General features: G+C 74.3%; 21 protein-coding genes and 2 pseudogenes. 13 read left to right on the top strand and 10 right to left on the bottom strand.

From position 1 onward, the window contains the following. Positions 1 to 609: pseudogene (locus AB4039_RS35115) on the bottom strand (hypothetical protein); the annotation flags it as partial. 161 nt (positions 610 to 770) lie between these two features. Here AB4039_RS35115 and AB4039_RS35110 point away from each other — a divergent pair. Continuing rightward, the gene (locus AB4039_RS35110) at positions 771 to 1292 is read left to right on the top strand and encodes an STAS domain-containing protein (protein ID WP_442272656.1); all 522 of its coding nucleotides are present in this window, start codon (positions 771 to 773) and stop codon (positions 1290 to 1292) included. Between the two features lie 93 nt (positions 1293 to 1385). Here AB4039_RS35110 and AB4039_RS35105 read toward each other — a convergent pair whose 3' ends face one another. Further along, on the bottom strand, positions 1386 to 2099 hold the full coding sequence (locus AB4039_RS35105; RefSeq protein ID WP_442272655.1) for an ABC transporter ATP-binding protein: 714 nt from the start codon (positions 2097 to 2099) through the stop codon (positions 1386 to 1388). A gap of 190 nt (positions 2100 to 2289) precedes the next feature. Here AB4039_RS35105 and AB4039_RS35100 point away from each other — a divergent pair, with 190 nt between their 5' ends. The 4 genes from AB4039_RS35100 to AB4039_RS35085 all read left to right on the top strand — a co-directional run bounded on the left by AB4039_RS35100 (position 2290) and on the right by AB4039_RS35085 (position 10972). Beyond that, on the top strand, positions 2290 to 5556 hold the full coding sequence (locus AB4039_RS35100; RefSeq protein ID WP_442272654.1) for an FtsX-like permease family protein: 3267 nt from the start codon (positions 2290 to 2292) through the stop codon (positions 5554 to 5556). Continuing rightward, positions 5553 to 8360, top strand: a complete 2808-nt coding sequence (locus AB4039_RS35095; RefSeq protein ID WP_442272653.1) for a hypothetical protein — start codon at positions 5553 to 5555, stop codon at positions 8358 to 8360. Before AB4039_RS35100 ends, AB4039_RS35095 begins: the two co-directional genes overlap by 4 nt. Beyond that, the gene (locus AB4039_RS35090; RefSeq protein ID WP_442272652.1) at positions 8357 to 9394 is read left to right on the top strand and encodes an ABC transporter ATP-binding protein; all 1038 of its coding nucleotides are present in this window, start codon (positions 8357 to 8359) and stop codon (positions 9392 to 9394) included. Before AB4039_RS35095 ends, AB4039_RS35090 begins: the two co-directional genes overlap by 4 nt. Positions 9395 to 9505: 111 nt before the next feature. Further along, on the top strand, positions 9506 to 10972 hold the full coding sequence (locus tag AB4039_RS35085) for a condensation domain-containing protein (RefSeq protein WP_442272651.1): 1467 nt from the start codon (positions 9506 to 9508) through the stop codon (positions 10970 to 10972). On the opposite strand, the gene AB4039_RS35080 is transcribed toward AB4039_RS35085, so the two are convergent. After that, a complete protein-coding gene (locus AB4039_RS35080) occupies positions 10962 to 12197 on the bottom strand; it encodes an RNA polymerase sigma factor (RefSeq protein ID WP_442272658.1) in 1236 nt (411 codons plus the stop codon). The genes AB4039_RS35085 and AB4039_RS35080 overlap by 11 nt on opposite strands. Positions 12198 to 12264: 67 nt before the next feature. Continuing rightward, complete coding sequence (locus AB4039_RS35075; protein WP_266836707.1) at positions 12265 to 12621, bottom strand: YciI family protein; 357 nt, start codon at positions 12619 to 12621, stop codon at positions 12265 to 12267. A 222-nt stretch (positions 12622 to 12843) separates the two neighbouring features. On the opposite strand from AB4039_RS35075, the pseudogene AB4039_RS35070 reads away from it, so the two are divergent. Next, a pseudogene (locus AB4039_RS35070) lies at positions 12844 to 13250 on the top strand (DoxX family protein). Positions 13251 to 13263: 13 nt separating this feature from the next. Here the strand turns inward: AB4039_RS35070 and AB4039_RS35065 are convergent. The 3 genes from AB4039_RS35065 to AB4039_RS35055 form a co-directional block, all read right to left on the bottom strand. Further along, the gene (locus AB4039_RS35065) at positions 13264 to 14034 is read right to left on the bottom strand and encodes a hypothetical protein (RefSeq protein WP_266836721.1); all 771 of its coding nucleotides are present in this window, start codon (positions 14032 to 14034) and stop codon (positions 13264 to 13266) included. Further along, a complete protein-coding gene (locus tag AB4039_RS35060) occupies positions 14018 to 15247 on the bottom strand; it encodes a hypothetical protein (protein ID WP_442272657.1) in 1230 nt (409 codons plus the stop codon). Before AB4039_RS35060 ends, AB4039_RS35065 begins: the two co-directional genes overlap by 17 nt. Positions 15248 to 15596: 349 nt before the next feature. After that, the gene (locus AB4039_RS35055; protein ID WP_266836723.1) at positions 15597 to 15866 is read right to left on the bottom strand and encodes a hypothetical protein; all 270 of its coding nucleotides are present in this window, start codon (positions 15864 to 15866) and stop codon (positions 15597 to 15599) included. 210 nt (positions 15867 to 16076) lie between these two features. Here AB4039_RS35055 and AB4039_RS35050 point away from each other — a divergent pair, with 210 nt between their 5' ends. The 5 genes from AB4039_RS35050 (at position 16077) to AB4039_RS35030 (ending at position 18987) form a co-directional block, all read left to right on the top strand. Further along, positions 16077 to 16415: a thioredoxin family protein gene (locus tag AB4039_RS35050; protein WP_442272650.1), complete on the top strand. Its 339-nt coding sequence runs from the start codon at positions 16077 to 16079 to the stop codon at positions 16413 to 16415. Positions 16416 to 16557: 142 nt separating this feature from the next. After that, positions 16558 to 17745, top strand: a complete 1188-nt coding sequence (locus AB4039_RS35045; RefSeq protein ID WP_266836726.1) for a cytochrome P450 — start codon at positions 16558 to 16560, stop codon at positions 17743 to 17745. Positions 17746 to 17750: 5 nt separating this feature from the next. Continuing rightward, the gene (locus AB4039_RS35040) at positions 17751 to 17945 is read left to right on the top strand and encodes a ferredoxin (protein WP_266841433.1); all 195 of its coding nucleotides are present in this window, start codon (positions 17751 to 17753) and stop codon (positions 17943 to 17945) included. Between the two features lie 74 nt (positions 17946 to 18019). Continuing rightward, entirely contained in the window at positions 18020 to 18373 is a 354-nt protein-coding gene (locus AB4039_RS35035) for a DUF1304 domain-containing protein (protein WP_442272649.1), read from the top strand. Beyond that, positions 18370 to 18987, top strand: a complete 618-nt coding sequence (locus AB4039_RS35030) for a TetR/AcrR family transcriptional regulator (RefSeq protein WP_266836729.1) — start codon at positions 18370 to 18372, stop codon at positions 18985 to 18987. Before AB4039_RS35035 ends, AB4039_RS35030 begins: the two co-directional genes overlap by 4 nt. 42 nt (positions 18988 to 19029) lie before the next feature. On the opposite strand, the gene AB4039_RS35025 is transcribed toward AB4039_RS35030, so the two are convergent. After that, positions 19030 to 19233, bottom strand: a complete 204-nt coding sequence (locus AB4039_RS35025) for a cold-shock protein (protein ID WP_266836731.1) — start codon at positions 19231 to 19233, stop codon at positions 19030 to 19032. Positions 19234 to 19348: 115 nt separating this feature from the next. Next, positions 19349 to 19717: an HGxxPAAW family protein gene (locus AB4039_RS35020; protein WP_442272648.1), complete on the bottom strand. Its 369-nt coding sequence runs from the start codon at positions 19715 to 19717 to the stop codon at positions 19349 to 19351. 91 nt (positions 19718 to 19808) lie between these two features. On the opposite strand from AB4039_RS35020, the gene AB4039_RS35015 reads away from it, so the two are divergent. Both AB4039_RS35015 and AB4039_RS35010 read left to right on the top strand, forming a co-directional pair. Beyond that, the gene (locus AB4039_RS35015; protein ID WP_266836735.1) at positions 19809 to 20303 is read left to right on the top strand and encodes a MarR family transcriptional regulator; all 495 of its coding nucleotides are present in this window, start codon (positions 19809 to 19811) and stop codon (positions 20301 to 20303) included. Positions 20304 to 20477: 174 nt separating this feature from the next. Further along, on the top strand, positions 20478 to 21983 hold the full coding sequence (locus AB4039_RS35010; RefSeq protein WP_442272647.1) for a DEAD/DEAH box helicase: 1506 nt from the start codon (positions 20478 to 20480) through the stop codon (positions 21981 to 21983). A gap of 152 nt (positions 21984 to 22135) precedes the next feature. Here the strand turns inward: AB4039_RS35010 and AB4039_RS35005 are convergent, their stop codons facing one another. Next, positions 22136 to 23071, bottom strand: a complete 936-nt coding sequence (locus AB4039_RS35005) for a class I SAM-dependent methyltransferase (RefSeq protein ID WP_266836737.1) — start codon at positions 23069 to 23071, stop codon at positions 22136 to 22138. Between the last annotated feature and the right edge of the window lie 306 nt (positions 23072 to 23377).

Raw genomic sequence — 23377 nt, 5'->3', positions numbered from 1 at the left:
GGCCGGGGCCGCCTCCGGGGTCCCGCCCCCGCGCGCCCGCTCCGTCCGCGCCCCGGGACCCGGACCCGTCGGCCGGGCGGCGGGCCGGCGGGCGGCGGCGACCGCGGCCGGGTCCGCCGGGGGGAAGGCCGGTTCCGCTTCCGGGGCTCGGACGAGGCGGGCCGAGGCCCAGTCACGGGCGGCCTCCGGGTCGGCCAGAGCGGCGTGCAGGATGCGCTCCACCTCCCGCACCACGGCTTCCGACACCGGTGCGCCCGCTTCCTCCGCCAGCCGCTTCGCCTCCCGGGCGAGGGCGCCGATCACCACGTGCTGCTCGTGCGCGAGCTCCCGCAGCCGCTCGCCGTCCAGGGACCGGTGCGCCTCGCGCAGGGCCTGGCCGAGCCGCAGGAACCGCTCGGTCTCCTCCGGCGCCGCGCGGACCAGAGTGTTGGACGCCCAGGCCGCCAGAGTGGGCCGCCGCAGGGCCGCCACGCGCTTCGCGCCCGCCGCGTCACCGGCCGCCCCGAGCCGCGCCGCGGCCGCGTCCCGCGCGGCCGTGAACCCCGCCGGGCGGTGCGCGTACAGCGCGTCGACGACCTCGTCCGGGTTCCCCTCCGCATCCGCGTCCACGCACCCACTGTCCGGTATCGCCGTCCGCGGGACGCATGCGCGCGCGGCGGGGGCCCGCCCGGGTGACGAAGATCGCCGGAACGGGTCAGCCGGGCGCCCCACGCGGGTGAAGTGCGCCCGGCCGCCGCTTCCCGGCCGGGGAGGAGACCGTTGGGAGGGGCATGAACAGTCCCATAAAGGCGATAAGCGCCCCGATACTGGCCGCGGCCGGCCCCGCCGACGCCCGCGGCATCCCCACCCCGGCCACCCCGGCCGACTCTGCCCCCTCGGCCGACCCGGCCGACCCGGCCGCTACGGCCGCCCCGGCCACCCCGGTCACCGCACCCGCTTCGGCCGCCCCGGCCACCGCCGCCTCCCCGCCCGACCCGGTGCCCCGCATACGGTCCACGCTCCGCGACGGCGTCCTCGCCGTCGGCCTCGCCGGGGAGTTCGACCTCTTGACCTGCGCCCCCTTGCGCGGCCTCCTCGACGAAGGCGCCGCCGGCGGCGCCCGGCGCCTCGTCCTCGACGCCGCCCTCGTCACCTTCTGCGACTCGGCCCTGCTCGACGTACTGGACGCGTGGACCCGGAGCGGACGCTCCTGGGAGACCGCCGCGACCTCCCGGCCCCTGCGGCTCCTGCTGGACCTCGACGCCCGCGTGCGCCCTCGCCCCTGCGACCGGGAGCGGGTGGTGGGCCCGTGACCTTCACGCTCCTCACCCGGGCCCCGCTGCTGCTGGCCGCCCTCCTGGCCCGGCGGCTCCCCCCGCCACCCGGGCCGTACCGCCCGGAGCCGTTCAGCCGGTCACCTCGGCGATCCGGCCGTCGCGCAACTCCACCACCCGGTCGGCGAGTTCCATCAGTTCCGGATCGTGGGTGGCGACCAGGGCGGTGATCCCCTCGCTGCGCACCACCGCGCGCAGCAGCCGCATGATCGAGCGGCCCGTCTCGGAGTCCAGCTGGCCGGTGGGCTCGTCCGCGATGATCAGGGCGGGCTCATTGGCCAGCGCGCGGGCCACCGCGACGCGCTGCTGCTGACCGCCGGACAGCTCACCGGGGCGCTGTCCGGCGTGGTCGGCCAGACCGACCAGGGCCAGCAGGGTGCGCACGCGCTCCTCGCGCTGCTTCGCGGGGACCCCCCGCATCCGCATGGGGACGCCGACGTTCTCCGCGGCGGTGAGCACCGGGATCAGGCCGAAGGACTGGAACACGAAGCCGATCCGGTCCCTGCGCAGGGCGAGCCGGCCGCTCTCGTCCAGGCCCGTCAGATCGGTGCCGTCGAGGTCGACGGTGCCGCCCGTCGGGGTGTCGAGTCCGCCGACCAGGTTCATGAGGGTGGTCTTGCCGGATCCCGACTTGCCTTTGAGCGCGGTGAGTTCACCCCGCCGCACCTCGAACGAGACGCCGCGCAGGGCGTGTACGGTACGGGCCCCGCTCCCGAAGCTCCGCCGGAGGTCGCGCACCACCACCATCGGTGTGACGGCGGTGGCGCTGACCTGCTGCTGGGTCATGGTGGGCTCCCCCTCGGATCGGCGGGCGGCGGCGCTGCCCCGGAGACCGCTTCCGACGCTCTCCCGCCCTCACGTCCGAATTTGCTCATCTGTCACATCCATCACGCAAGTCCCTTCCGATACTTGATCGGATCTGACAGCATCGTCCGCTATCCGGGGCCTGGAGTCCGGATGGGGGAGGAACAGTCACATGCTCGGCTTCGTCATGCGCCGGCTGCGCGGGCGCTGGCCGCTCGCCGCCGCCGTACTGCTCACCGTGCTCATCACCACGACCGCCCTGACCGCCCTGCTGGCGTTCACCCGCAGCGTCGGCGACGCGGGCATGCGCCGGGCCCTGACCGGACCGGAGCGGGCGCGCACCGCCGTCGTGCTCACCGGCGAACACGCCCTGCCCCAGCGCGCCGCCGACGACGCGGCCGTACGGGCCTTCACGGACCGGGTCTTCGGCTCCGTGCCGACCGGCGCCGAGAGCGTGGCGCGCAGCCGCTCGTACGGGCTGCCCGGCGAACGGGCYCCCGGCAAGGACGCCGACCTCACCCTGCTCGCCGCGCTGTCCCGGGACCGCGTACGCCTCCTCGCCGGCCGGTGGCCCGAGGCGGTCGGCCCGAACCCGGGCAGGCTGCCGGTGGCCCTGCCCACGGCGGCCCTGACCCGCCTCGGCCTGAGCCCCGAGCGGCTGCCGGCCGAGGTCCGGCTGGAGGACCGCCTGGGCGGCGCCCCGCTGGACGTGCTCGTCACGGGCGTCTACCGGGCCGCCGAGCCGGACGCCCCGTACTGGCGGCTCGATCCGCTCGGCGGACGCGAGGTGCAGGTCGGCAGCTTCACCACCTACGGCCCGCTCCTCGTCGACGACTCGGCCTTCACGGCGGGCGGCCTGCCGCAGAACAGCCGCGCCACCCTGCTGACCCCCGACTTCACCGGCACGCCGCGCTCCGCGGTCGAGGCCGTGCGCGGCCGGGCCGCCGAGGCCGAGACCACGCGCCCCTCGGGGCTGACGGTGAGCGGCGGCCTGGCCTCCTTCATCGCGGACCTGCAGTCCGGCCAGCGGGTCGCCCGCTCCACCCTGCTCGTCGGCGCGCTCCAGCTCTCCGTGCTGGCCTCGGCCGCCCTGCTGCTGGTGGCCCACCTGCTGAGGGAACGTCAGGAACCGGAGCGGGTCCTGCTGACCGCACGCGGCGCCTCCCGCCGCCGGCTCGGCCTCCTGTCCACCGCCGAGTCCCTGCTCCTCGCGCTGCCCGCGGCCGTGCTCGCCCCGCTGCTCGCCCCGCTCCTGCTGCGCCTGGTGGGCCGCTACGGGCCGCTGGCCCGGGTGCCGTCGGACACGGGCGGCTCCTGGCTGCTGTGGCCGGCCGCGGCGGCCTGCGCCCTGCTGTGCGTCCTGCTGACCACGCTGCCCGCCGTGCTGCGCGGGGCCACGGCCGCCGCCCTGCGGCGCGGCGGCCGCCGGAGGGCCGTGGTCTCCGGTTTCGCCCGCTCCGGCGCCGACCTGGCACTCGTGGCCCTCGCCGTCCTCGCCTACCGGCAGCTCTCCCGGTACAGCGGCGGCGAAGGGGACGCCCCGGCCGGCGGCGGCGTCCTCGGCGTCGACCCCGTCCTGGTGGCGGCCCCGACGCTGGCGCTGTGCGCGGGCACCCTGCTCGTCCTGCGGCTGCTGCCCTTCGCCGCCCGGCTCGGCGGACGGATCGCCGCCCGGGGCCGCGGGCTGGGTCCGGCGCTGGTCGGCTGGCAGCTGGCCCGCCGGCCGCAGCGGGCCACCGGGCCGGTCCTGCTGCTGGTGCTCGCGGTGTCCAGCGGTGTGCTCGCCCTCGGCCAGCACACCGCCTGGTCCGCCTCCCAGCGGGACCAGGCCGACTTCGCCGCCGCCGGCGGACTGCGGATCACCGGCGGCGACCTGGCCCCGATGGGCCGCGGAGGCCGGTACGCGGCCCTGCCCGGCGGCGACCGGATCGTCCCGGTGATCCACGACGAGGTGGCCCTGCCGGGCCGCAAGCCCGGCCGGCTGCTCGCGCTGGACTCGCGCACCGCCGACCGGCTGCCCCTGCGGGCCGACCTGCGCGACGGACGGCCGCTGGCCGAACTGTTCGCCCCACTGGCCGTACCACCGGCCGCCGCCGGACGGGCGACGGGCGGCGACGGGATCGACCTGCCCGGAACCCCGCGGCGCATCGACCTCGACGTGACCGTGACCGCGCCGGCCCCGCCCGCGACGAGCGGCCGGCCGTCCCTCGCACTGCTGCTGCGCGACCGGTTCGGGCTCACGTACCGGACCCCGGCCGCCGCCCTCCCGGAGAACGGCGACGGCACCGTCTCCGTACAGCTCGACCCGCTGACCGGATCCCCGCTGGGGTCCGCCGCCGGGCCGCTGAGCATCGTGGGCGTGGCGATGTCCTACGGGGCCGAGGCGGCCTGGTTCGATTCCAGCACCCTGGCCGACGTCGCCGGGGACCTCGCCGTGCGCCGCGTCTCGGTGAGCGGGACCCCGGACGGACCGGGGGTGCCCGTGGCGGCCACCGCGCCCGACTGGAACCTGCGTACCCCCGAGGTGTCCAAGGGGGTTCCGGCCGCCGACCTGCGGCCCGCCGGACCGGACCTGCTGCGGCTGCACTACCGGGGCCGGCCCGGGGCCCCCGTGCAGATCTCGCTGAGCCCGGGCGGGCCTCCCGCCGAGCTCCGCGGGGTCGCCACCCGCGGGTTCCTCACCGCCATGGGGGCCTCCGTGGGCGACAACGTCTCCGTCCGGCTGGGCGTCACCACCGTGCAGGTCCGCGTCACCGCCGCCGTCGGGTCGCTGCCCGTGGCCGGGGACACCGCCCTGGCCGTCGACCTGAACGCCGCCGCGCGCCGGCTCGCCGCCGAGGACGCGCAGCCCCTGCCCACCGCCGACGAATGGTGGCTGCCCGCCGCCTCCCCGGGTGACCCGGAACCGGCGCGGGCCGCCGCCGCCCTGCGCGCGGGCGCCGGCTCGCAGAAAGCGGTGCTGCGCGAGGAGGTGGCCGACGCCCTGCTCCAGGACCCGCTGAGCGCGGGCCCGCAGGCCGCGCTGGCGGCCCTGGCGGTGGCGTGCGCGGTGCTCGCCGCGATCGGCTTCGCCGCCTCGGCGGCGGCCTCGGCGCGGGAACGGGCCCGGGAGCACGCGATCCTCTCGGCCCTCGGCGCCTCGCGGCCCCGGCTCGCCGCGACGGCCGCCGCCGAGGGCTGCCTGCTGGTGGGCCTCGCATCGGCCGTCGGCGTGGGCCTGGGCGTCGCGATCGTCCACCTGGTGGTGCCGCTGACGGTCCTGACACCGGCCGCGCGGCGGCCGGTGCCCGGCGTCGTGGTGGACCTGCCGACCACCCAGACGCTGCTGCTGGCCCTCGCGGTCGCGGCGGTGCCCCTGCTGTCGGCGGTGCTCGGCGGCCGGGGCGGGCGGACCAACCGAGGCGCAGCCGCGCGGCTGCGGTACGTGGAGGAGATGTGACCACCCCGCCCCCCGGCCCCGGAGGCACCCCGCCCCCCGACCGGACCACCCCGCCCGCCCCCCGTCCCGCCACCGCCGCCATCCCCGGCCGCGCCCCGCGAGGTGGGTCCGGTGCGGCCTGGGTGCGCACGCGGCTCCGGGCGATGCCCCTGGCCGCGGGACTCGCCGCGGCGCTGGCCTTCGTCGCCGTGCTGCTGGCGGCCGCCCTGCCCCGGGCCCTGGACCGGGGTGCCGACGACGCGGTGCGCTCCTACCTGGAGCAGCAGGGCCCGGGCCCGACCAGCCTGTACGCCGGCGCCCGCACCCTCCCCGGCCCGGGGACACCGCAGTCGCTGGACTCCGTCCTGGCGGACCTGCGCGCGCGTACCGGCGGGGGGACCGGAATCGACCTGGCGGCGAGCGGCCCGGTCCACGGCACGGTCACGGTCACCCCGCAGTCCTTGGCCAACACCGAGCTCAAGATGATGCCGGGCGATCCCCCGCCGCCCACCAAGCTGAGCCTCCTCCACCTGCCCCGGGTGGCCTCCCACGCCCGGATCGTGGAGGGCCGTTGGCCCGGCGGCGCGGCCGCGGGCGCCCCGCTGCCCGTCGCCCTCGCGAAGAGCGCGGCCGAGACGCTGGACGCCCGGGTCGGCACGGTCCTGAAGACCCAGTCCGCCGTGGGGACCCCCTTCCTCGCGGAGATCGTGGGGCTCTACGCCGCCGACGATCCCGCGGACGTGTACTGGGACGGCCTGCCCTGCCCCACCGCCGCCTGTCTGACGCCCACCTGGCGGGTCACCGCCCTGGTGGGAGCCGAAGGGGTCGAGCGGCTCGGCGAATGGGGCGGCACCGTACGGGACTTCTGGCGGCTCCCCCTGGACACGGGCAAGGTCCGCGCCGACCGGCTGCCCGGCACGTCCGCCGCGGTGGCCTCGTACCTGGCCGGGCCCACCGCGGCGGACCTGCGGGAGAGCACCGGTCGCGCGGAACTGCAGGTCACCTCCGAACTGCCGCGGCTGTTCGCCCAGGCGCAGGCCCGTCAGCAGGCCGCCGCTCCGCTCGCCGCCCTCGGCCCCGCCGGACTGGCCGGGGAGGCCCTGGTGGTGCTGTGCCTGGCGGCGGGGCTCGGCGCGGACCGCCGTACGGCCGAACTGCTGCTGTTGCGCGCGCGGGGCGCCTCGCGCCGCGGGATCGTCCGCAGGCTTCTCGCGGAGGGCGCGGTCACCGTGCTGCCGGCCGCCGCGCTCGCCACCGCCCTGGCCTTCGTGCTGCTGCCGGTCCCCCGGCCGGGACCGGCCCTGATCGCGGCCGGGGCCGTCACCCTGCTCGCGCTGCTGGCCTTCCCCGTACGGGCCTTCGTGCTGCTGTCGGGACGGGGCGGGCGGGCCCCGCGCCGACGGCTGGTGGCCGAACTGCTCGTGCTCGCCGCCACCGTGGCCGCCGTGGTCGAGGTCGGCCGCCGCGGGGTCGCCCCCGCCGGGACGGGCCTGGACCCGCTGCTGGTCGCCGCCCCGCTGCTGCTGGCCCTGTGCGGGGGCCTGCTGCTGGCCCGGCTGCTGCCCGTGCTGGTACGGGTCCTGTCCCGTGCGGCGGGACGCGGCCGGGGGCTGATCGGGTTCCTGGGCCTGGCCCGTGCGGCCCGCGGTGGCAGCGGCGGATCCCGGCCGTCGGTGCTGCCGTTGATCGCTCTGCTGCTGGCCGTGACCACGGGCGGCTTCGGGGCCACCGTCCTGGCCTCCGTGGACACCTCGCGGCACCAGGTGGCGCGGGCCGCGATCGGCGGTGACGCCCAGGTCGCCGCGCCGCCGCTGGGCACCGTCCCGGAGGAGTTCACGAAGGCGGCCGCCGGGCTGCCCGGCGTACGGACCTCCGTCCCGGCCTGGGTAGACAACTGGGGGTTCCTCCTCGACACCCAGCAGGGCTCCACCCAGGTCACGGTGGTCGTCGCGGACCCGGTCACGTACGCGCAACTGTCCCGGGCCGTGGGCCGGGGGCGGTTCGACCCGGGCCTGCTGGCCGGCGGCGGGAGCGGCGCCGACGCCCCGCTGCCCGCACTGTTCGGCAAGGGCCTGGCCGCGCGGATCACCGGCGGCGGTGTCCGGGAACTGCGCTTCAGCGACGACAAGACCCTGCCCGTGCGGGCCGTCGGCGTGATCGACGGCACGCCCGCGCTGGCCGGCGCCGCCGCCAACGTGGTCGTGCTCCCCGCCAGGCCGACGGCGGCCCGCCTGCCGCGAACCGGGCAGGCCACCCACTGGTTCGCCCTCGGCGCGGTCGAGGAGGTCCCGCTGCGCGCACTGCTCGGCTCCACCGTCCCGAAGGGACAGGCCGACGCGTACATGGTGCGCACCGGCTCCGCGGGGGCCGCCGCCCTCGCCGCCGACCCCCTCCAGGCCTCGGCGACCGGGCTGTTCTGGGGTTCCCTCGCCGGGGTGGCGGCCTTCGCGCTGCTCGCCGTACTCCTGAACCTGGTACGGGCCGCTCCCGAACGGGCCGCCCTCCTCGCCCGGTTGCGGACCATGGGGCTGCGGCCCCGGCAGGGCCTGGCGCTGATCCTGGCGGAGTCCCTGCCGCAGACCCTGGCGGCCGCGCTCGGCGGCGGCCTGGTCGCAGCGGCGGCCGTCGCCCTGCTGGGTCCCTCCGTGGACCTGTCCACGCTGGTCGGCTCGGCCGTGCCCACGGGCGTACGGCTCACCGTGTGGCCCGTGCTCGCGCAGTCGCTGGGCCTGGCTGCCCTGCTGGTGCTGACCGTGGTCGCCGAGGCGGCGATATCGGGCCGGCGCCAGATCACCACCGAGTTGAGAGCGGGAGACCCACGTTGAACAGCGAAGCGCCCACCTACGAGGAGCTGCGGAGCGCGGCGCTGGCCGCCGCCGCGCCGCGGACCCGCTCCGAGGACACCGCCATCGCCTGCGACCGCCTCGTGCGGATCTTCACCTCGGCCGGGGTCGAGGTGCAGGCCTTGCAGGGACTGGAACTGACGGTGGCCCGGGGCGATCTGGTGGCTCTGGTCGGCGCCTCCGGAAGCGGCAAGTCGACCCTGCTGAACATCCTGGCGGGCCTGGACGTGCCCACCGCCGGCACGGCTTCGGTGGGCGGCTACGACCTGCTGGAGATGTCCGCGCGGGAGCGGCTGCGCTACCGGCGCGAGACGGTGGGCTTCGTCTGGCAGCAGACGGTGAAGAACCTGATGCCCTTCCTGACGGTCACCCAGAACATCGCCCTGCCGATGCAGTTGAAGGGCGGCGGCCGTCGCGGCGGCGCGGCCGCCCGGCGGGCCGAGCGCGTCGGCCGGCTGCTGGAGGCCCTGGAGATCGGCGAACTCGCGGGCCGCCGGCCGGACGAGCTCTCCGGCGGCCAGCAGCAGCGCGTGGCCATCGCCGTGGGCATGGCCAACGAGCCGGCGGTGCTGCTCGCGGACGAACCGACCGGCGAACTGGACTCGGAGACCGGCGCCGCCGTCTTCGAGGCGTTCCGCACCGTCAACCGGGAGTTGGGCGCGACGGTGGTCATCGTGACCCACGACCCGATGGTGGCGGGCGAGGTCCGCCGTACGGTGGCCATCCGCGACGGCCGCACCAGCAGTGAGGTGTTGCGCCGGACGGTCACCGACGAGCACGGTACGGAGTCGGTCAGCGAGCGCGAGTACGTGATGCTGGACCGCACCGGCCGGGTGCAGCTGCCGCAGAAGTTCCTGGCGGCGCTGGGCATGGAGCACCGGGTCGCGGTCGACCGGGCGTCCGACCACATCGAGGTCCGCCGCGACGACGCGGACGACGCGGACCGCCCGGGCGACCCGGACGGTTCGGGCGACGGGGACCTCCCGGACGCCGGCCCGGGGCCCTCCGCGCCGTAGGACGGCCCTTGCCGCCCGCCCGCGGACCGGTCATCGGGGTGCGGGCGTCACTTCCGTGGTCCGGGTGTCGTTAGGCGCTCGGGGTTGACTCGGGGGCGAAGGGATGACGGAATGCGGCAGTTTCCTCTGGAGTTGCGCCACGTGGCGCCGGGACGCGTGGTCGAGTGGCGGTTGCGGTCGACGGCCGTGCCGGCCGACGCGGACGGGGGTGACCCGGCGGGCAGAAGGGCCTCGTTCAACCAGGACAAGCACTTCACCGTCGCCGAGGAGAGCCGCGGCGCAGACGACCCCGTCGCGTCGTGGCTGGCCATCACCTTCGAGGTCGAGGGCGCGCTCGACGAAGCGGCCCTCGCCCAGGCGCTGCTGGGCTTCGTCCGGCGGCACGAGGTGCTGCGCTGCGAGTTCCGACGGCTGGCCGGTGAGCTGGCGTGCGAGCCCCTGGCTCCCGGGGAACTCGCCCTGGAGGCCGAGGACGTGGCCACGTTCGACTCGGCGGAGCGGCTGCGCGCGTTCCTGGTGGAGCGTTTCAAGCGCAGCATCGACACCCTGTCGTGGCCGCTGTTCACCATGGGCGCCGTGCTGCGTCCGGACTCCGCCACCGTGTACCTCGCCTTCGACCACATCGTCTGCGACGGCATGTCGATGCCGATCGTGGTCCGCGAGGTGATGACGGCGTACGAGGCCCTGCGGCGCGGCGACGAGGGGGACCTGCCGGCGGTGCCCAGCTACCTCGACTTCGCCGAGGAGCAGCGCCGCCGCTACCTCTCCATCGGCGCGGACGACGAACGCCTTGGCTACTGGAAGTCCTTCATCGCCCGCAACGGGGAGTTCTTCCCCCGCTTCCCCCTGGACCTGGGTGTGGAGCCGGACCGGATGTACCCGATCGTCAACGAGGCCTCGTCGCTGCTGGACCCGGCCGAGGCCGAGGTGTTCGAGAAGACCTGTCTGCAGGTGGGCGCGAAGCCGTTCATGGGGCTGCTCGGTTCGGTCGCCGTCTGTCTGCGGGACGCCGGCGGTCCGGGCGTCTACCGGGGGTTCATGCCGGTGAGCGAGCGCGGGCGCGGTTCCTGGAACGACGCGGTGGGCTGGTTCGTCAACACCATGCCGATCGAGTTCGACGCCTCCCCCGGCAGGGACTTCGCGCAGGTGATGGCGGCGGTCCGGGCGGGCTTCGGCGAGATGATCTCCCACATCGACGTGCCGTTCGTGCGGGCCTGGGAGCTGCTGGCGCCCGAGGAGTTCGCCGCCCGTTCCTGGCCGTACCCGGTGAACTTCTTCTCGTACATCGACATGCGCAAGTGCCGGGGCGCGGAGCGCCACCACGAGTGGCGGCCCGCCACGCACGTGTGGTCGGCGCGCGCCAACGGGGCCTGCTCGTGGTTCCAGCGGGACGCGGACGGACTGCACATGAACTCCCTCTACGTGGACACGGTGCCCGCCCGCCGCACGATGGGCGACTTCCAGGACGCGCTGCGCGAGACCGTGCGGAGCGTCGCCCGTACGGGCGGTTTCCGCCGGCCGAGCCGGCTCGCCGGGCCGCGGCGGTCCGCGGAGCAGGCGGCCCCGCTCAGGGCCTGACCCGCGGGAGGGCGGCGGCACGGGCGAGCAGCAGGTCCCGTTCGCGGGCGTTGCGGGTGAGGGCGGCCGCCTTCTCGAACTCGGCGCGGGCCTCCGGCCCGCGTCCGAGCCGTTCCAGCAGGTCTCCCCGTACGCTCGGCAGCAGGTGGTAGGAGCGCAGGGCGGGCTCGTCGGCGAGGGCGTCGACCAGCGGCAGGGCCGCCGCGGGGCCCTCGGCCATGGAGACGGCGACGGCCCGGTTCAGTTCGACGACCGGTGAGGGCACCAGGTGGACGAGTCGTCCGTAGAGGGCGGCGATGGTGGCCCAGTCGGTGTCCTCGTAGCGGACGGCCGCCGCGTGGCATCCGGCGATGGCGGCCTGGAGGGAGTACGGGCCGCTGCCCGCGCGGTGCAGGGCGTCGACGCCGCGCCGGATGAGGAGCCGGTTCCAGCGGGCCCGGTTCTGGTCGGCGAGCAGCACCGGCTCCCTGTCGGGGCCGGTGCGGGTGGCGGTCCGGGAGGCCTGGAACTCCAGCAGCGCGCACAGTCCGTGGACCTCGGGCTCCTTGGGCATGAGGGCGGTCAGCACCCGTGCCAGGCGCAGGGCGTCCTCGCAGAGGGCGGGCCGGACGAGGTCGTCGCCGGCGGTGGCCGAGTAGCCCTCGTTGAAGATCAGGTAGATGACTTCGAGGACGGAGGCGAGCCGCTGTTCGCGGTCGGCGCCGTACGGCACCTCGAAGGGCACCCCGGCCTTGGCCAGGGCCCGTTTGGCCCGGACGATGCGCTGGGCGACGGTGGGTTCGGACGCCAGGAAGGCGCGGGCGATCTCCGGGGTGGTGAGGCCGCCCACCAGGCGCAGGGTGAGCGCGATCCGGGCATCGGTGGCCAGGACCGGATGACAGGCGGTGAAGACGAGGCGCAGCAGGTCGTCGTCGATGTCGTCCGGGGCCGCGGGCTCGGCGGGCGGGGGTACGTCCTCCAAGGTGCGGCCGACCTCCGCGAGCTTGCGCGCGTAGGTCTCCCTGCGGCGGACGAGGTCGATCGCCCGGTGCTTGGCGGTGGCCATCAGCCAGGCACCGGGCCGGTCGGGGACTCCGGAAAGGGGCCACTGTTCGAGGGCGGCGACCAGGGCGTCCTGGGCGAGTTCCTCGGCGATGCCGACGTCCCGCACGACGCGGGTGACGCCGGCGATGATCCGCGCGGACTCGATCCTGAACACCGCTTCGACCGCCTGGGCCGTACTCACTGCCGTCACGGCCACCCATCAGAGCAGCCGTGACGGACCGGGGCAAACGCGGGGCGGGCGCGACGCGTCACATCTCCTGGATCTGGCGGAGTTCGGCGCCGACGTGCCAGCTGGTGGGGTGGATCGACAGGAACCGCTTGGTCCATTCCAGTGCCTCGGCCTTGTCCTTGCACTGGAGGAGGGCGTAGCCGCCGACGACCTCCTTGGTCTCGGTGAAGGGCCCGTCGGTGAAGCTGAGCTTCCCCCCGGACCAGTCGACCCGGGTGCCCTCGGACGTGGGGAGCAGCCCGGCGGTGTCGAGCATGACCCCGGCCTTGGTGATCTCCTCCATGAGGGCGCCCATCCGCTCCTCGAAGTCCGCGGGGAAGCCATCGGTGGGCAGGTTCTGCTCGTCGATGCGGATCAGGCTCAGGAAACGCGGCATGGTGACTCCTCGGTCGGGAGGGCGGGGACGTTCCCCGCCTCTCACCCCTGCGTCGAACGGGAGGCGCCCGGATCGACAGCTCCCGGGAAATTCTTCGAAGAATCCCGGTGGGCGGCCACCCGAGGGCCCCCGACCGAGGTCGGCAGGTGGGCCCGAACCCGTATCCACCGAGGCTACTGCCGAGTAGGATCGCGGCCCCAGGCCCCTCCGAGAGGATCTCCGATGTCCCGCACCCCCTCCTCGCCGATCCTGCTCGCCGGCCTCCTGGCCGGGGCCGCGGTGGCCCACGCGGCCCTGCCGAAGCAGTTCGACGCGATCGTGCCCCGGGCCCTGCCGGGCACCCCGCGCCAGTGGACGTACGCGAGCGGGGCGGCCGAGCTGGCACTGGCCGTCGGGGTGGCACATCCGCGCACCCGCCGGGTGGCGGCGCTGGCGACGGCGGCGTTCTTCGTCGGCGTGTTCCCGGCGAACGTGAAGATGGCCGTCGACGCCCGCCGGCCCTGCGGGCGGTGGCCGTCGCCCGGCTCCCGCTCCAGGTGCCGCTGGTGCTGTGGGCGCGGAGCGTGAGCCGCTCGGCGACCGCGCGCCGGGCCGCGCATGCCGTTGCGATCAAGGACGGTCCCGCGTGAGCCGTCCTCAGGGTCAGACGGGCGGCACCAGATCGCTCTCGCTGATGGTGTACGTCAGCAGGGGGTAGACGAAGTCCGTCTCGTTGTTCTCACGGCGCCGCAGTCGGTAGAACTCGCTCCTCTGCTCGTCGTCGGCCGACGTGAGGCGCGCACCCTGCGGGAGGTACGCGTGTCCGCCGCGAAATCGGACGAGGGTCTTTGACGTTCGAAACGTGACGCCCAGCCATGGGTTGTCCACCGTCCCGGTGGGCGTGTCGGCCACGATCTTGTGCCTGAGCCGCCGGTTCGTGTCGATGGAGAACGCGACGACGCTGTGGTGGGCGAGGGGGATCTCGAACCGGTCGCCACCGGAAACCTTCGATTCGAAGATCAGCTTCCTCGCCGGGCTCGCTTCGGGATGTCGATAGCAGGAGAAGACGGCGATGAACGAATCGTCGGCCAGATCGAGGGCCTGGTCGCAATGGCCGCCCATGGTTCTGTAGGCGTTCGTGTAGTTCTCGATGAGAGCGTTGTTGAAGCCGACCGAGAGCGCCGCACTTTCTTGTATCCGTTGCGCCAGCCGTTCGTGCACCGCCCGGAAACGCTGCGCCGGACTGCCGTATCGAGTGGTGGTACGCACGAGGGGCACGCCGTCGGCCTCGTCGGTCCTGGTGAGCGTGGCACCTCGCCGGCCCTTTCCCAGGTCTTCCAGACGAGCCGATGCGGACAGCTCCGCGAAGAGGTTCTCCTCGGTCGGCAACGCGCACGAGAGGATCTCGTCCGAGATCCTAGATTCGGGGGGCAACGTAGTCTCCCGTGTTCATACTGAAGAGGAATGCGTCGCCGTAGTCGATGAAGGACGAGGTCCTGTTCTCCTCGGCGTACAGCCTGCGCAGCTCGTCCATGCCCGTCGGCGTGGGCGGCCCGAGCCGCACCAGGTCTCCGGCCATTTTGAGGAACGTGTGGCCGTTCTTGTGAACGGCTTCGGCGCTCGAACAGCGCACCACGTATCCCAGGCGGGTCGGGAGCGACTCCGCGTCCAGCCCCGAAGGCCGGATTTCGTGCGTGTACAGGCGGTTGACGGACAGCGGCATGAAGAACACGGAGCCGGGATAGAGGGTCAGGGTGAACTGCGCGGGGAGCGCGACCCCGTCGCGTTCTTCGATCGGCTCCTTGAGGCGAAAGTGGAGTCTGGTCAGCCCGCTTGCACCCTTGACGCCGTAGTCGAAGGCGTCGTCGGCCAGGGGCCGCAGCTTGTCGAGCCGGTCGTAGAAGGTGCAGAAGGCCATGATGCCGTTGACGGGCATGTCCTTCGTCTTGTCGGCATGGGCCGAGATCCTGGCCTTGGACTGCTTGCGCTCGGCCGTGGCGAGGGTGTTGTGGTAGATCTGAGCGAGGACGTGATTCAGCGGTGCCTGGTTCCGGAAGACGGCGGCGGCCTCGCGGTTCAGATCCTCGACGATGCTCGTGTCGGTCGGGCGAAAGCCCTCGGTCGGCCCCGAGAGGTTCGTGGAGCACCGGAGCAGGCGGAAGTGCAGTTCGTCGCCGTTCCGTGTGACGGGCGTCAGATAGATTCCGCTGCGATGCGCCGTTCCGGGCTTGGTGGACTCCGTCAGGGACTGGAACGCGTGCTCCGCACGGATCCGTCCGAAGTGATCGGCACCGAGGCCGAAGAAGCGGCGGTAGTACACGCCGGCACCGTGTACACGGATGGGAACCCGGCCGAGGTCGACGGGGGTCCAGGGCTCGTCGGCGTCCTCGTGGTAACCGTGTGACAGCTCCCGGATGACGAACACCCGGGCCGCCGCACGCAGGGGGCGGCGACTGATCCCGGATACGTCGCCACACAGGTAGACGGTCTTCTGCGCGAGGTCGGGCGAACCGGAGGCAAGGTCCTCCGGCGTGATCGTGGACCCGAAGAATTCCCTGACCGCGTCGTCGTCGTGCAGCGTCGAGGGCGCGACCAGGATGTTGCCCGCATCCTCGATGCGGGCTTCCGTCGGCGCTGTTGCGTCCATCAAAACGTACCTGCCCTCCGCACTGAGACCCCTCCCCATCCACGACGTCCACAGATCTTGGTGGATCGCTCGAAACCGTGGACATGGCAACGGCCCGCACTCTTTCGCTTGCGTTGCGATGCGCAAACGAAAAGAGACGGACCGTTGAACCTTGATGATCTCACGGGGCTTGACGGCGGGCAACGGGTTCTGCTGTACGGACGGTGCGCGGAGCCGCTCGCGAGGACGCGGGTGCGGTCTTCGACCCGTCCGCGTCCGGCGCATCCGATCGGTGGGCCGTGGCGGAAGAGACGTGCGGGCCCCCGGTCACACGTCGGCGGACCGGGGGCCCGTCCGCTTGCCCCGCGCCCTACCGGCTGTCGCCCGACCAGTCCCAGTGGTCCGCGTCTCCGGGCCGGCGGCGGTAGTGGGCCCGCCCGCCCGGCCCGTAGCGTCCTATCTCGGTGGGCAGCCGGGCCTCCTCGCCCAGTCGGCGCGCGCTCCAGCCGGTGACGTCGAGGAGCAGCCCGTCGAGGGGGCCGCCGACGAGTTCGCCGTAGCTGTGGCCCGGTCGCGGGCCCGGGTCGGGGTCGTCGTGGTCGCCGCCGTAGACCCGGCGCCGCAGCATCCTGTCGTCCATGGGCCCAGCTTCACAGGCGGCACTGACAATCCCGCCCGGAGCGGGCCGGTTCAGCCTTCGGCAGCGACTGCCCGACCCACTCCCCGTCGGCCACGCGCCGCCCGACGGCCGCCGCGCGGTGGTGCGCGGGCGGGCCTCCGGCCTCCGCGCGCCTTGTCGCCACCACCTAGGCTGACGGTCACGGCAGACAAGCGACCAAGGAGCACACCCATGGCCCGTCGGGTACACCGGCCACTGGAGGACGAGGAGTTCGACTTCATCGTCGGCATGACCGAGGGCCCGGTCCTCGTGTGTTTCACCGGCACCTGGCCGAAGGCCGTCGAGGCCTGCCGGGTGATGGACGGCCTCCTCACGGAACTGGCGCAGGAGTACGGGAGCCGCCTGACCACCATCCGCGCCGACATCACCCGCTGCCCGGGGCCGGTACTCCGCTACGGGGTGACCGGGGCACCCACCGTCGTCCTGCTGCGGTCCGGGGAAGCGGTGGCGACCCACGCCGGCCCGCTGACGGGGGACGAGTTCCGGACGTTCCTCGACACCCACCTCTGAGGGGACGGCCCCGGCGGGGCCGGGGACGCGCGCCCGGGTGAACCGGGCAGACTGGCCGAAAGTGGCATAGGTGAGATAGGTGCCTCAGGCATGTAATGGAGTCCGGCGAGACGGAACCATCGCTTGCGAGGTGTTGCTTTCCATGTCCGATGCCGTTGCCTTCCCCCAGGACCGAACCTGTCCCTACCACCCGCCGGCCGCCTACGAGCCCCTCCGGGAGGCGCGACCCCTCTCCCGGGTCACCCTCTTCGACGGCCGCTCCGTATGGGTGGTCACCGGCCACGCGCAGGCGCGCGCCCTGCTCTCCGATCCGCGCCTGTCCACGGACCGCACCAAGGAGTCCTTCCCCGCGCCCACCCGGCGGTTCAAGGGGCTGCAGAACCGGCGCACCGCCCTGCTCGGGGTGGACGATCCGGAGCACAACACGCAGCGCCGGATGCTGATCCCGAGCTTCTCGGTCAAGCGCACGGCGGCCCTGCGGCCCCGGATCCAGGAGACCGTGGACCGGCTGATCGACGCGATGGTGGCGGCCGGGCCGCGCGCCGAGCTGGTCAGTGCCTTCGCCCTGCCGGTGCCCTCCATGGTGATCTGCGCGCTGCTCGGCGTCCCCTACGAGGACCACGAGTTCTTCGAGGCCCAGTCGCGCAGGCTGCTGCGCGGCCCCGAGCCCTCCGACGTCGAGGACGCCCGCCACGAGCTCGACACCTACCTGGAGGCGCTGATCCGGCGCAAGCGCACCGATCCGGGCGACGGGCTGCTGGACGAACTCGTCACCAACCGCCTGGAGACCGGCGAGACCGACATCGAGGAGCTGGTCTCCCTGGCCGCGATCCTGCTGATCGCGGGCCACGAGACCACCGCGAACATGATCTCGCTCGGCACCTTCACCCTGCTGCGCCATCCGGAGCAGCTGGCCGAGCTGCGGGCCGACCCCTCGCTGATGTCGGAGGCGGTGGAGGAGCTGATGCGCTTCCTGTCCATCGCCGACGGCATGCTGCGGGTCGCCACCGAGGAGATCCGGATCGGCGGGGTGACCATCCGGCCGGACGACGGGGTGGTCTTCTCCACCTCCGTCATCAACCGCGACGACGCGGTGTTCCCGGAACCGGACGCCCTCGACTGGCACCGGCCGGCCCGCCACCACCTGGCCTTCGGCTTCGGCATCCACCAGTGCCTCGGCCAGAACCTGGCCCGCGCGGAGATGGAGATCGCACTGGGAACCCTGTTCCGGCGCCTGCCGGGCCTGCGGCTGGCGGCCGAACCGGACCGGATCCCGTTCAAGCCCGGGGACACCATCCAGGGCATGGTCGAACTCCCCGTGGCCTGGTGAGCGGCGTGCGGATCTCGGTCGACCAGGACCGCTGCATCGGCGCCGGCCAGTGCGCGCTGACCGCGCCCCGGGTGTTCACCCAGGACGACGACGGGCTCAGCGAGGTACTGCCGGGACGGGAGGACGGACACGGCAGCGCCCTCGTGCGGGAGGCCGCGCGGGCCTGCCCCGTCTCCGCGATCACCGTGGGAGAGGACTGACGGACCGGCCGGGCGCGGCGGCGACTTCCTGTACAGTTGTCCAGGAAATTCAATCCGAGACGGAGGGAGGGGCCGTGCACACGGTCGCTCAGGTCCTCGTCGGCGTCGTCGCCGCGCTCCACACCTACTTCCTGGTCCTGGAGATGTTCCTGTGGCAGCGGCCACCGGGGCGCGCCCTCTCCGGCTTCGACGCGGACACGGCGCGGCTCACCGCGCCGCTCGCCGCCAACCAGGGCCTCTACAACGGCTTCCTGGCCGCCGGCCTGGTGTGGGGGCTGGTCACCGACGCCCTCGACACCCAGGTCTTCTTCCTGATCTGCGTGATCGTCGCGGGGGTGTACGGGGCCGCCACCGCCAACCGCCGGATCCTCGTGGCCCAGGCCCTGCCCGGCGCGCTCGCCCTGGGCGCCGCACTGCTCGCCGCGTGACCGGCCCGCGCGCCGGGGACCCGCGCACCGCCCGGACCAAGGCGCGGCTGCGCGAGGCCCTGCTCGCCGAGTGCGGCGCCGGGCGGGAGCTCGCCGAGGTCAGCGTCTCGGCCGTGGTCCGCCGGGCGGGGGTCGGCCGGGCGACGTTCTACCTGCACTACGAGGACCTCCCCGCGCTGGCCGTCGACGCCTGCGCCGACGTCGTGCACGCGGCGGTGGACGCCCTGCACGCCTGGCAGACCGATCGGGCGGCACTGCCCCCCGCCCGGCCCCCGGCCGCCCTCGCCGGGTTCCTGTCCGCCACCGAGGACCACGCGGCCCTGTACCGCACGCTGCTCCTGCCGGGTGGCGGCGGCCCGCTCGGCGAGCGCCTGCACCGGGAGCTGCGCGCCCGGGCTCGCGCCGAGCGGGTCGCGGTCGGCGCGCCGAACCCGGACCTGGTGGCCTCTGCGGTGGCGGCCGCCTTCACCGGCGTCCTCGCGGACTGGCTGCACGGCCTGATCCCGGCGGACCCCCGGGAGACGGCGGCCGGCCCCGCGTCCCCCGGTGCCCTCGCGGACCGGATCTGGGCCCTGCTGCTGGCCCTCCACCGCGCGGGAGCCCCCGCCGGATGACCGGCAGGGGCTCCCTTCACGGGCTGAGCTCGTGAAGCGGTGTCAGAGCGTGACCACCCGTTCGGCCTGGGGGCCCTTGGGGCCCTGGGTGACGTCGTACTCGACCTTCGCGCCCTCGGCCAGCTCCTTGAAGCCGGTCGTCTGGATGGCGGAGAAGTGCACGAACACGTCGGGGCCGCCGTCGTCCTGCTGGATGAAGCCGAACCCCTTCTCCGAGTTGAACCACTTCACGATGCCTGTTGCCATCTGGCTGATCCTTCTCAACGTTCCACTCGGGCCGCACATGCGGCCGTCTCGATCCTGCCCACCCGTCACGCCGGCCACACTCCGGGCGCGGCCAACCGGGGGTGGACCCGGATGTTCACGCTCCTCCCTCCGCGGCGGGCAACGACGCCGCGGGGCGAGCAGCGAGGGCCGTCGCGGCGGCCCGCCGCGGCCCGCTGACCCGGCAGCCCAGGCAGTCCGCGTGCCCCGTGCGGGCGGCGCTGTCCCGGACGCGCCAGTCCCATTCGGCCTCCGGGCGGGGCCCGCTGGGCTTGCCCCAGCCGACCAGGTGGAGGAGCCAGGTGACCAGCGCCGCCCCCAGGACCAGACCGAGACCCGCCCAGACGCCGGGAGCCCAGCCGGCGCAGACCGCTGCTCCGGCTCCGGCGGTGCCCAGCAGGGCCAGGGCGGTGCCGGTCCAGCCGGCCACCGTATGGCCCAGGTCGACGTGTCCGTGTGCGCTCATGGATTCTCCTCGGAGGGACGGACGGCAGTAGGCTCGGAGCAGGATCTTTTATCTCACGAGCTAAGTAACTTAGATACTAAGGAGTGTGTCGGTGCACGGCAAGACCCGCCCCCCGGTCTCGGCCGGGGAGGCCCTCGCGCGCATGGACCGGTTCGTGGCCCTCGGGCTCATCGGGCAGCAGGAGATGGCGCAGCGGCTCGGCCTGAACGTCACCGATCTGACCTGCCTGGGCCACATCCTGGGAGCCTCCGACGCCCCGCTCTCCGCCGGTGACCTGGCCGAACTGACCAACCTGACCACCGGCGCCGTCACCGGCGTGCTCAACCGCCTGGAGCGCGCCGGCTACGCCCACCGCCGCCCGGACCCGGCCGACCGGCGCCGCGTACGGGTGGTGGCCGATCCGGCGGCGACCGCGCGGGTCGTCGCCGTGTACGAACCTTTCTACGCACGGCTCGGCACGGTGTTCGCCGAGTACACCCCCGACGAGATCGCCGTCATCGCCGACTGGTTCGACCGGGCGGCGCAGCAGATGCGGGCCCATCACGCCGAGGTCTGCGGGGACGCACCCGGCCCCGCGGCTCCGTAGGTCCCGACTGGTAAAATGGGCGGGAAACTTCAGGCGCGGGGCGCTTTGGCCCGATGCGGACACGTACGACGAGCCGGGGCCGTACCGAGGGGTACGGGCCCGGCTCGTCGCCGTTCCCGGTCCCGTCCGCCCTCCGCGCCCGTCCCCTCCCGCTCTCTTCACGGAAGGTTCTGCATGAAGAACCCGTCAGCTCATGGGCGTTTCGGCATCAAGGCCGGAGCGAAGGCAGGCTCCAAGCCGGGAACCAAGCACGGCGGCAAGACGCCCCGGACCCTCGGTCCGCAGGGCGAGTTCGCCATGCCCCGCACGGGCACCCCGGCACTGCCCCCGGTGGCCTCGTTCGACGAACTCGGCCTGCCCCCTGAGCTGGTGACGACCCTGGCCGAGCAGGAGGTGCGCGAGCCGTTCCCGATCCAGGCGGCGACCCTGCCCAACTCCCTCACGGGCCGTGACATCCTCGGCCGCGGCCGTACCGGCTCCGGCAAGACCCTCGCCTTCGGCCTGGCCCTGCTGGCCCGCACGGCGGGACAGCAGGCGGACCCGAAGCGCCCGCTCGCCCTGGTCCTCGTACCGACGCGCGAGCTGGCGCAGCAGGTCACCGAGGCGCTGGACCCGTACGCGCGGGCCCTGAAGCTGCGCATGGCCACCGTCGTCGGCGGGCTCTCGATCGGCCGCCAGTCGGGCGCGCTGCGCACGGGCGTGGAGGTCGTCGTCGCGACCCCCGGGCGGCTGAGCGACCTGGTCGGACGGCGTGACGTGCACCTGGAGCGGGTGCGGATCACGGTGCTGGACGAGGCCGACCAGATGTGCGACATGGGGTTCATGCCCCAGGTCACCGAGATCCTGGACCAGGTCCACCACGCCGGACAGCGGATGCTGTTCTCCGCCACGCTGGACCGCAACGTCGACCAGCTGGTGCGCCGCTACCTCAAGGATCCGGTCTCGCACTCGGTGGACCCGCAGTCCGCCTCGGTCGGCACGATGGACCACCACGTGCTGCACATCCACGCGGCGGACAAGGTCTCGGCGGCGACCGAGATCGCCGCGCGCGAGGGCCGGGTGCTGATGTTCCTGGACACCAAGCACGGCGTCGACCAGTTCGTGAAGCACCTGCGGGCCATGGGCGTACGGGCGGAGGGGCTGCACAGCGGCAAGTCCCAGCCCCAGCGCACGCGGACCCTGGGGCAGTTCAAGGACGGCCTGGTCACGGTCCTGGTCGCCACCAACGTGGCCGCCCGCGGCATCCACATCGACGACCTCGATCTCGTGGTCAACGTGGACCCGCCGGCCGACAGCAAGGACTACCTGCACCGCGGCGGCCGGACCGCGCGGGCCGGCGAGTCCGGCAAGGTGGTCACCCTGATCACACCCAACCAGCGGCGTGACATCACGCGGCTGATGGCCGACGCCAAGATCCGGCCCACCATCACCCAGGTGCGGTCCGGCGAGGCGGCGCTGAGCCGGATCACCGGGGCGAAGGCCCCCTCCGGCGTCCCGCTGGCCGGGGCCGCGCCGACCGACGCCAAGGGCCGGCCGAGCGGCACGGACCTCGGGTTCCGCGGGATCGGCACCCGCCCGGGCCGGCCCGGCAAGGGCAAGGAGTCCCGCAAGACCATCGAGGCGCGCCAGGCGGCCGAGGCCCGCCGCGCGGCCCGGGTCCGCAAGGGCCTGACGCCCTGACGCGGCGGCCCCGGTCTGCGAGGGCCCGACGCCCCTGACGCGGCTTGGGGGGCAGCACGGGGCCCGGCGCCCCTGACCCGGCCCGGGGCAGCACGGGCCCGATGCCCTGAGTACGGCGCCGGGCCCGCGGGAACGGCTCCGTACTCAGGCTTTCAGCCCCGGCGGCGCCGTCGCCGGGCCACGACGGCGCGGGTGAGCAGCGGCGGGAGCAGGTCCTTGGCCAGCCGGCGCCAGCGGACCGGCTTCGCCGGTGCCGGCCGCGGGGCGGTGGCCGGYGCAGCGACGGGCTCGGCCGGCGGGCGCAGCCGCTTCGGCGCGGGCGGCGCCACCACTCCCTCGTCGCCTATGCGCACCAGCGGGTGCCCGGCCACCACGTCCACGCCGTGCCACAGGTCCGTGCGGCCCTCCAGCCAGGCCAGCAGCGCCGACTGGTGGGGCACGGGGTCGCCCCAGGTCGCGTAGAGCTTCGAGGCGGAGACCGCGATCACGCGCAGTCCCCCGCCGGCCACCGCCGCCCAGACCGCGGCGGCGACGCCGGGGCAGTGGGCGGCGCGGTAGTCGTCGAAGACCACGACGGCGTCGGGGGTGGCGACCAGGCGCGAGGAGGCGATGTCCTGGACCACGTGCTCGTGCAGGTGGGAGGCGTCGACGTGGACGAAACGGCAGCTGCCGGGGCGCACCCGGTCCGCGACCACCGAGGTCGGGGCCTGGATGACGGTCGGCAGGGACGGGTGGAAGGCCAGGTAGTTCGTCTCGAACCCGCGGCGCGTGAGGGTGGGGTAGGAGTCCTTCATCTCCGCCAGGTTGAAGTCGTCGGGCGCGGGCGAGTCGAAGAGGTCGCAGACCGTGAACTCCTCGCCCTCCCGCAAGTATCCGGCGAGGAAGATCGCGCTCTTGCCCAGGAACGCACCCAGTTCGAGGATGTCGCCCGACGCCTCGGGGGTGTCGTTCTGGCGGCTCAGGAACCAGTCGAAGAGCACCTGGTCATAGGCCGAGAACCAGCCCTTGACCTCGCTGAACGCGCGGGGCTCGGGCGGCGCGGGCTCGGCGTCGGGGGTGGTGACGGGAGCCTGTGAAACGTGCTGCACGGAGAGTCATCCTCCAGCGGAATGGCATCGGTCCAACGCTGTTACCCGGCCAGGTATGCCGAAGATAAACCCCCGAACGGCGGATGGCGAGCTTTTCGGTACTACGCCTTCCGCTCTCCCCGGCCGTGGATCCGGCCGGACCTCACAGACCTCCCCCGCATCCTCCGCACCCCGCGCAGCCGCCACCGCAGCCCGGGCCCCCGAGGGCCGGCGGGTCCGAGACCGTGCGGGTGGCGGCCGCCTCGGACGGCCCGGGGCGCCGGACCGGCGGCGGGGGCGGGCCCGCCAGGGCCGCGGCCAGCTCCG

The organism is Streptomyces sp. M-16 (assembly GCF_052114405.1).
Taxonomy (GTDB): domain Bacteria; phylum Actinomycetota; class Actinomycetes; order Streptomycetales; family Streptomycetaceae; genus Streptomyces.
This window is presented reverse-complemented; position numbering and strand designations above follow the sequence as displayed.

Bases quoted from the DNA above. Each gene is read 5' to 3' on its own strand.
- AB4039_RS35050 (WP_442272650.1), top strand. From the start codon at position 16,077: ATGGCCCGTCGGGTACACCGGCCACTGGAGGACGAGGAGTTCGACTTC.
- AB4039_RS35075 (WP_266836707.1), bottom strand. From the start codon at position 12,621: ATGCCGCGTTTCCTGAGCCTGATCCGCATCGACGAGCAGAACCTGCCC.
- AB4039_RS35105 (WP_442272655.1), bottom strand. From the start codon at position 2,099: ATGACCCAGCAGCAGGTCAGCGCCACCGCCGTCACACCGATGGTGGTG.
- AB4039_RS35020 (WP_442272648.1), bottom strand. From the start codon at position 19,717: ATGAGCGCACACGGACACGTCGACCTGGGCCATACGGTGGCCGGCTGG.
- AB4039_RS35060 (WP_442272657.1), bottom strand. From the start codon at position 15,247: ATGGACGCAACAGCGCCGACGGAAGCCCGCATCGAGGATGCGGGCAAC.
- AB4039_RS35110 (WP_442272656.1), top strand. From the start codon at position 771: ATGAACAGTCCCATAAAGGCGATAAGCGCCCCGATACTGGCCGCGGCC.
- AB4039_RS35055 (WP_266836723.1), bottom strand. From the start codon at position 15,866: ATGGACGACAGGATGCTGCGGCGCCGGGTCTACGGCGGCGACCACGAC.
- AB4039_RS35085 (WP_442272651.1), top strand. From the start codon at position 9,506: ATGCGGCAGTTTCCTCTGGAGTTGCGCCACGTGGCGCCGGGACGCGTG.
- AB4039_RS35010 (WP_442272647.1), top strand. From the start codon at position 20,478: ATGAAGAACCCGTCAGCTCATGGGCGTTTCGGCATCAAGGCCGGAGCG.
- AB4039_RS35045 (WP_266836726.1), top strand. From the start codon at position 16,558: ATGTCCGATGCCGTTGCCTTCCCCCAGGACCGAACCTGTCCCTACCAC.
- AB4039_RS35025 (WP_266836731.1), bottom strand. From the start codon at position 19,233: ATGGCAACAGGCATCGTGAAGTGGTTCAACTCGGAGAAGGGGTTCGGC.